The organism is Clostridium sp. HV4-5-A1G (assembly GCF_900184915.1).
GTDB classification, from domain to species: domain Bacteria; phylum Bacillota; class Clostridia; order Clostridiales; family Clostridiaceae; genus Clostridium_B; species Clostridium_B aromativorans.
On record NZ_FXYI02000189.1, the window covers coordinates 1 to 6,435 of the forward strand.

Consider the following 6,435-nt stretch of genomic DNA (forward strand, 5'->3'; position numbering starts at 1 on the left):
GAATATAGTAATTTATGTCGAATATATTTATTCTTGAACATAATAATTTAAATATATTAATTTTTAAGATAGGTGGGTTGTTTAGTGATATCGGAAGATGTCATTCAAAAGGTAAAAGATGAAAATGACATAGTGGATGTGATATCTGAAAGTGTAAAACTTAAGAGATCGGGGAGAAATTACTTGGGATTATGCCCCTTTCATCATGAAAAAACACCTTCTTTTAGTGTATCTAGAGATAAGCAAATATACAAGTGCTTTGGATGTGGAGAGGCAGGTAATGTATTTACATTTATAATGAAGTCTAAAAATTTAAATTTTCCAGAAGCAGTAAAATTACTGGCAGATAGAGTGAATATAGATATAGATTTTGACAAAGACAACGGTCTTAAAAAAAATACTTTTCAAAAACTCTACGAATTAAATGTAGCGGCTGCAAGATATTTTTTTAACTGTTTAAAAAGAGATAAAAGAGCTAAAAATTATTTATTGAATCGTGGTATAACTGAAAATACTATAAGAAGATTTGGATTGGGATATTCTGTTGACAGCTGGAATCGTATGTTAAACTTTTTGAAAAATAAAGGGTTTACGGAATTAGATATGCTTTCTGCAGGACTCATAGTTAAAAGTCAAAAAGAAAATTATTACGATAGATTTAGAAATAGGATAATTTTTCCTGTATTTAATAGTAGAGGAAAGGTAATAGGATTTGGAGGAAGGGTACTGGACGATTCAAAACCCAAGTATTTAAATTCACCGGAAACTCCTCTATTTAAAAAGGGTATAAATCTTTATGGATTGAATTTTGCAATAAAAAGTAATTTTTCAAGAGTGCTTATAATTGTAGAGGGATATATGGATTGTATAGCCCTTCATCAGTGCGGGATAACGAATGTAGTGGCTTCTTTAGGCACAGCTCTTACTGTAAGTCAAGCGAAACTTATGGCAAAATATGCAGATAAGGTTATAATATCCTATGACGCCGATACAGCTGGACAGATGGCTACAATACGTGGAATGGATATACTTAAGGATGCTGGATTAGAGGTTGAAGTACTGCAAATACCGAATGGCAAGGATCCTGACGAATTTGTCAGGAACAATGGGAGAGAGGATTTTCTAAAACTTGTGAATAAAGCTGTCCCTCTTATAGAATATAGGATTGAAAGTGTAAAGAAAAATATAAATTTTGATAGTAACGAAAGTACTGTAAGATATGTGGAGAAAGTACTTGAGATATTAACTAAAGTGGATCCTATAGAGAGGGAAGTTTATTTAAAAAAATTGTCAGAGGAAACAGGTATAAGAGATCAAGTGCTTTATGACATGTTAAATAGAGACAATGTTCAAAAAAATGTAAAAAAATATAAAAATATGAATATAGATACAGGTTTTGGACAAAAATTATATTTAGAACCAGCGTATTTAAAGGCAGAGAGAGCTCTTTTAAAATTGATTTTGGAAGATGAGAGGGCCTTTAAATATTCATTGGATAAAATGGAAGATAAGGATATCATATTGGAAAGCCATAAAAAAATATATAAGTATATAGTGGAAAATATGGAGTATGATGTAAAAAAGAGAAAAACGCAGATAGAGGCAAGGTGTAATGACATCGATACATCCAAAGAATGGGTAAAAATTATGGATACTGAAGTTCTATATGATAATTATGATTATAAAAGTCTGGTAGATAATTTTGTAAACAAGATTAAAAAACATAGATTAGAGGAATCTGAAGATCACATTATCAGTAAAATAAAAGAATATGAGTCTGTAGGAAGATTAAAGGAGTCTTTAGAATTGGCACAAAGGTTAATTGAAATACAGAAAAGGATTGGTGAAATGCAGTAATGGTTAAAGGAGGCAAGAAAATGAAGGATAAAAGTTCAAAGATACAGCTAGTCAAGAAACTTATAGAAAAGGGAAAGAAAAATGGAACTTTAACTTATAAAGAAATAATGGACGAATTGGAAGAGGTGGACTTAAGTCCTGAGCAGATAGAAAAAATATATGAAACACTTGAATCTATAGGTGTAGAAGTAACTGGAGATTTAAATGAAACGGATACGAATGAAAAAAATTTGGATTTGTCAGTTCCAGAAGGTGTAGCTATAGATGATCCGGTTAGGATGTATTTAAAAGAGATAGGGAAGGTTTCACTGCTCTTGCCAGAAGAAGAAGTATCTCTTGCTAAGAGAATAGAAGCAGGGGATCAAACAGCTAAAAAGAAACTGGCAGAGGCCAATTTAAGATTAGTAGTCAGCATAGCAAAAAGATATGTAGGCAGGGGAATGCTGTTTTTGGATCTAATCCAGGAGGGAAACCTTGGACTTATAAAAGCGGTAGAAAAATTTGACTATAGAAAAGGCTATAAATTCAGTACCTATGCTACTTGGTGGATAAGGCAAGCCATTACAAGGGCAATTGCGGATCAAGCTAGGACTATAAGAATACCTGTTCATATGGTGGAGACAATAAATAAACTTATCAGGGTTTCCAGACAATTGCTTCAGGAATTGGGAAGAGATCCTCACCCTGAGGAGGTAGCTGAGATAATGGAGATGCCTGTAGATAAAGTTAGAGAAATTATGAAAATAGCACAGGAGCCTGTATCCCTTGAGACACCTATTGGAGAAGAGGAAGATAGCCATCTTGGAGATTTCATACCGGATGATGAAGCACCTGCACCGGCAGAGGCAGCGGCTTTCACAATGCTTAAGGAACAGCTCATAAATGTACTTGACACTCTAACTCCCAGAGAAGAAAAGGTGCTGAGATTGAGATTTGGATTAGACGATGGAAGAGCAAGAACTTTGGAAGAGGTTGGAAAAGAATTCAATGTAACTAGAGAGAGAATAAGGCAAATTGAAGCGAAGGCCCTTAGAAAACTAAGGCATCCAAGTAGAAGTAAAAAATTAAAGGACTATTTAGATTAAAGCACCAGTCAAAGGTGCTTTCACTGTTTTCAGACTAGAAATTAGGATATATGAATACTGTGACTGTTAACTATTCATTTTTAGCCCTGAATTTTATGATATAATTATTGATAAAGAGGGTGATGATGGAGTGAAAATTACCTATAAAGCTGCGAAGGGAGTAGGAGCGTATTTTATTATAGGTTTGATGATTTTATATGATGCTATACTGATATTTTTAATAAATTTTGTAAGTTCCTATGAAATATATAATCTGCTAAAGTTGACATTGGTATCCATAAATATATATCAGATTTATTATATTATTATCTGTAGTACGCTTAAGTATTCAATGGATGAAGATAATTTATATATAACCAGTGCACTTGGATTAAAAAATGAAATAATTTCCTTTCAAAGTATTCAAATGTATCGAAAATCACATGGATATGTAAGAGGAGTTAAATTATCAGGGTATGGAAAAAATAAATTTGCGATAGGCAGATCTTTTATTGACAAAATAGGCAATACCTATATGTTTGTTACCTCAACTAAAAATGTAATATATCTAAAGACAGATACTGTGAACTATGGATTGTCTCCAGAAAATTTTCAAAAATTTACGGAAGAATTGGAGAAAAGAAAAATAAGATGTTTTGAATGGGAAAATAAATTGAATAAAAGTATTTCGATAAACAGGGAACCTAAATTTTTTATTCCCTTCATAATTACATCTATAGTAGTTCTTTTGCTTACTTTGGATCCGATAATTATGTACCTGTATGGAAAATTGCCGGATAAAATGCCTGTTAGCTTTGATACAAGTTTTATGGCTGTAAAATTTGGGACGGGCAAACAGTTTGCATTTAAACAGATGTTCTATGGACTCCTGAATATGGGAGTACTGTTTTGTATGTATTATGCAGGACATATTTATTCTAAATATGATAAAAAGTATTCTTATAAGTACATATATATATCTTTAATAGTGGCAGTATTTTACTTTATCATGCAGGTTAGAATACTCTGTACATTCAGATAGAGGGTTGTCATATTCAATATCAAAGTTCATAGTTAACTGTGAATTGTGCAAGATTGGAGAATTGTATGGAAATTAGTTTAAGACTTAAAGCTGTGGCACAGATGGTGGATGATTGTCAGTGTGCAGCAGATATAGGCACGGATCATGGATATATTCCTATTTATTTGATAAAAAATCATATTTGCAGTAGGGCCATAGCATCTGATATAAATGTTGGACCTATAAAGAGAGCAATACTTAATGTAAGATTTGAAAATTTAGAGGACAAGATAGATTGCAGAATTGGAGAAGGTCTTTCAACCATAAGGCCGGGAGAAGCTGAGGAAATAGTAATTGCGGGAATGGGAGGAAATCTCATAGCGAACATAATAGAAGATCACGTAGATGTGTTTAAAAAATCAAACTCATTTATACTTCAACCTATGCAGAACTCAGAAGTGTTGAGAGAGTATATCTATAAAAAGGGTTTTAAAATAATAGATGAAGAATTGTGTATTGACGAAAATAGATTTTATGAGATAATAAAGATAGAATACAATACCGATGTAAGGGAAGTTGACAGCATATTTTATGAAATAGGAAAAATTCTAATAGAAAAAAAGCATAGATATCTTCCTAAATTCATAGAAAACAAGATAAAAGATTATAGTAGGATAATTTTGAATATAAGAGGTCATACTGAATTGGCCAATAAAAGGAAGATGGAATTACAAACTAAAATAAAGAGATTGCAGGAGTTGATATGATGTATCTGAAAGTAATGGATATACATGATATAGTTGAAAAATATGCACCTTCTATGCTCAAGGAAAGTTATGATAATGTGGGCCTCATGGTAGGTGATATGGAGTGTAGAGTTACTTCTATGCTTGTATCTTTGGACTGCACTTTAAAGGTCATAGAGGAGGCAAAACAAAATAATTGCAATCTTATATTTACCCATCATCCACTTTTATTTAAAAAACCGGACAGTATAACTACAGACAGTTTGGTGGGTGAAAAAATAATAAAATTAATAGAAAACCATATAAATGTATATTCCTGTCATACCAATCTCGATTCTGCAGAGGGAGGAATAAATGACATGATTGTGGAATTGCTTGGTTTAGATTCAGATGATATTATCGAACCCATGAAGACTGAGAACAGGGCAGAATTTAAAGATGGAATAGGAAGGATAAGCCAGTTGAAAGAGCCAATTATTTTAAGTGAACTCTGCAGCAGAGTGAAAAGATGTCTGGAAATACCTTCAGTGAGATATGCGGGAAATGAGTTTAAACTTATAAAAAAAGTGGCAGTGGTAAATGGAAGCGGACAAAGTTATTTTAATGAAGCCAGATTACAGGGAGCCGATTGTATAATTACTGGAGATACTACTTATCATTATGTAAGTGATTTTGAGGAACAGGGTATGGCTGTAATTGATGCGGGTCACTTTGGAACTGAATGGCCTGCCATGAAAAAGGTAGCAGTATTTTTGCAAAATGAAATAAAATCCCTTGGATTTGAGAACAGTGTTATCTTATCAAAAGTCAATAGGGATCCCTATAAGTGTAAGTAGAAATGAACTTGAATTCATTTCTACTTTTTTGTTTATATCAAGTGATTCTAGGGTTTAGGTTTACAAAAACAGGAGGGAAAAATAAATGTTAAATTTGCTTTTTGAAATTCAACGGAATAGAGAGATTATAAAAAGAACCAGGGAAGCTTTAAAAGGAGAATCCAATAATAATTTTATAAGAAGAGTAAAAAAAGAATTTGAGGAGAAAAAGTCAAAGTATAAACTCGTGGATTCCAAACTCAATGAAGTTGAAAAGAATATTGAACAACTGGAGAAAAAACTCGAGGATATGAAAAGAGAAGTAATGCAGGAGGAAAGCAAACTCTATGGAAATTTAAAATATGATTTAAAATTTATAAGTACCTTGGAAAAATCTATTGAATTAAAAAAAGGTGAGATCAGAACCTTAGAAGAAGACAGCTTAAACAGATTGTATGATGAGGAAAATTTATTGAAAGAAAGGGATATGCTCAGGAAAGAATTAGTTGATATAAAAAATGAATTTTATAAAAATAAAAAAGTCAGTAGTGATAAAATAATTAAATCAAAAATGGAAATAAAAAAAGCTGAAGATAGTATATTGAATTGTGAAAAGAAAGTTCCTAAAAAATTATTGGATAAATTCAATGAATTATGTGAACTTAAAGGTACGGGAGCTGCGAAATTATCAAATGGAGTATGTTCTGGCTGCAAAATGAAAGTATCTGCCATTACCATAGATGATATCAAAAATAACAAAGATATAGTTTATTGCGATAATTGTGGAAGAATAATATACTACAGCGGCCATGACGAATAAAATTCATATATACTCTCTCAGTCAATATTCTGTAATATAAAAATAACTGAAAATTAATTTTCAGTTATTTTTATAAGTTTATACAAATTTGTGTATTTTTTCTATATCATTT

Annotated in this window: 6 protein-coding genes; all 6 read left to right on the plus strand. The window is 31.8% G+C overall.

Going from position 1 to position 6,435, the window contains the following annotated elements; all coding sequences use genetic code 11:
• Positions 1–72 precede the first annotated feature (72 nt).
• The 6 genes from dnaG to J5G60_RS15610 all read left to right on the plus strand — a co-directional run bounded on the left by dnaG (position 73) and on the right by J5G60_RS15610 (position 6,323).
• Positions 73–1,857, plus strand: coding sequence for a DNA primase (gene dnaG / locus J5G60_RS15585; protein ID WP_179976981.1), 1,785 nt, complete (start codon positions 73–75; stop codon positions 1,855–1,857).
• Positions 1,857–2,942, plus strand: coding sequence for an RNA polymerase sigma factor RpoD (gene rpoD, locus J5G60_RS15590; protein WP_150357236.1), 1,086 nt, complete (start codon positions 1,857–1,859; stop codon positions 2,940–2,942). Before dnaG ends, rpoD begins: the two co-directional genes overlap by 1 nt.
• Before the next feature lie 130 nt (positions 2,943–3,072).
• The gene (locus tag J5G60_RS15595; RefSeq protein ID WP_378061849.1) at positions 3,073–3,963 is read left to right on the plus strand and encodes a PH domain-containing protein; all 891 of its coding nucleotides are present in this window, start codon (positions 3,073–3,075) and stop codon (positions 3,961–3,963) included.
• A gap of 65 nt (positions 3,964–4,028) precedes the next feature.
• Positions 4,029–4,709, plus strand: a complete 681-nt coding sequence (locus J5G60_RS15600) for a tRNA (adenine(22)-N(1))-methyltransferase (RefSeq protein ID WP_150357237.1) — start codon at positions 4,029–4,031, stop codon at positions 4,707–4,709.
• Positions 4,709–5,524 (plus strand): Nif3-like dinuclear metal center hexameric protein, encoded by an 816-nt coding sequence (locus tag J5G60_RS15605; protein ID WP_150357238.1) that lies wholly within the window; start codon positions 4,709–4,711, stop codon positions 5,522–5,524. The genes J5G60_RS15600 and J5G60_RS15605 overlap by 1 nt, the downstream gene beginning before the upstream one ends.
• A gap of 85 nt (positions 5,525–5,609) precedes the next feature.
• Positions 5,610–6,323 (plus strand): zinc ribbon domain-containing protein, encoded by a 714-nt coding sequence (locus tag J5G60_RS15610; protein WP_150357239.1) that lies wholly within the window; start codon positions 5,610–5,612, stop codon positions 6,321–6,323.
• Positions 6,324–6,435: the final 112 nt, after the last annotated feature.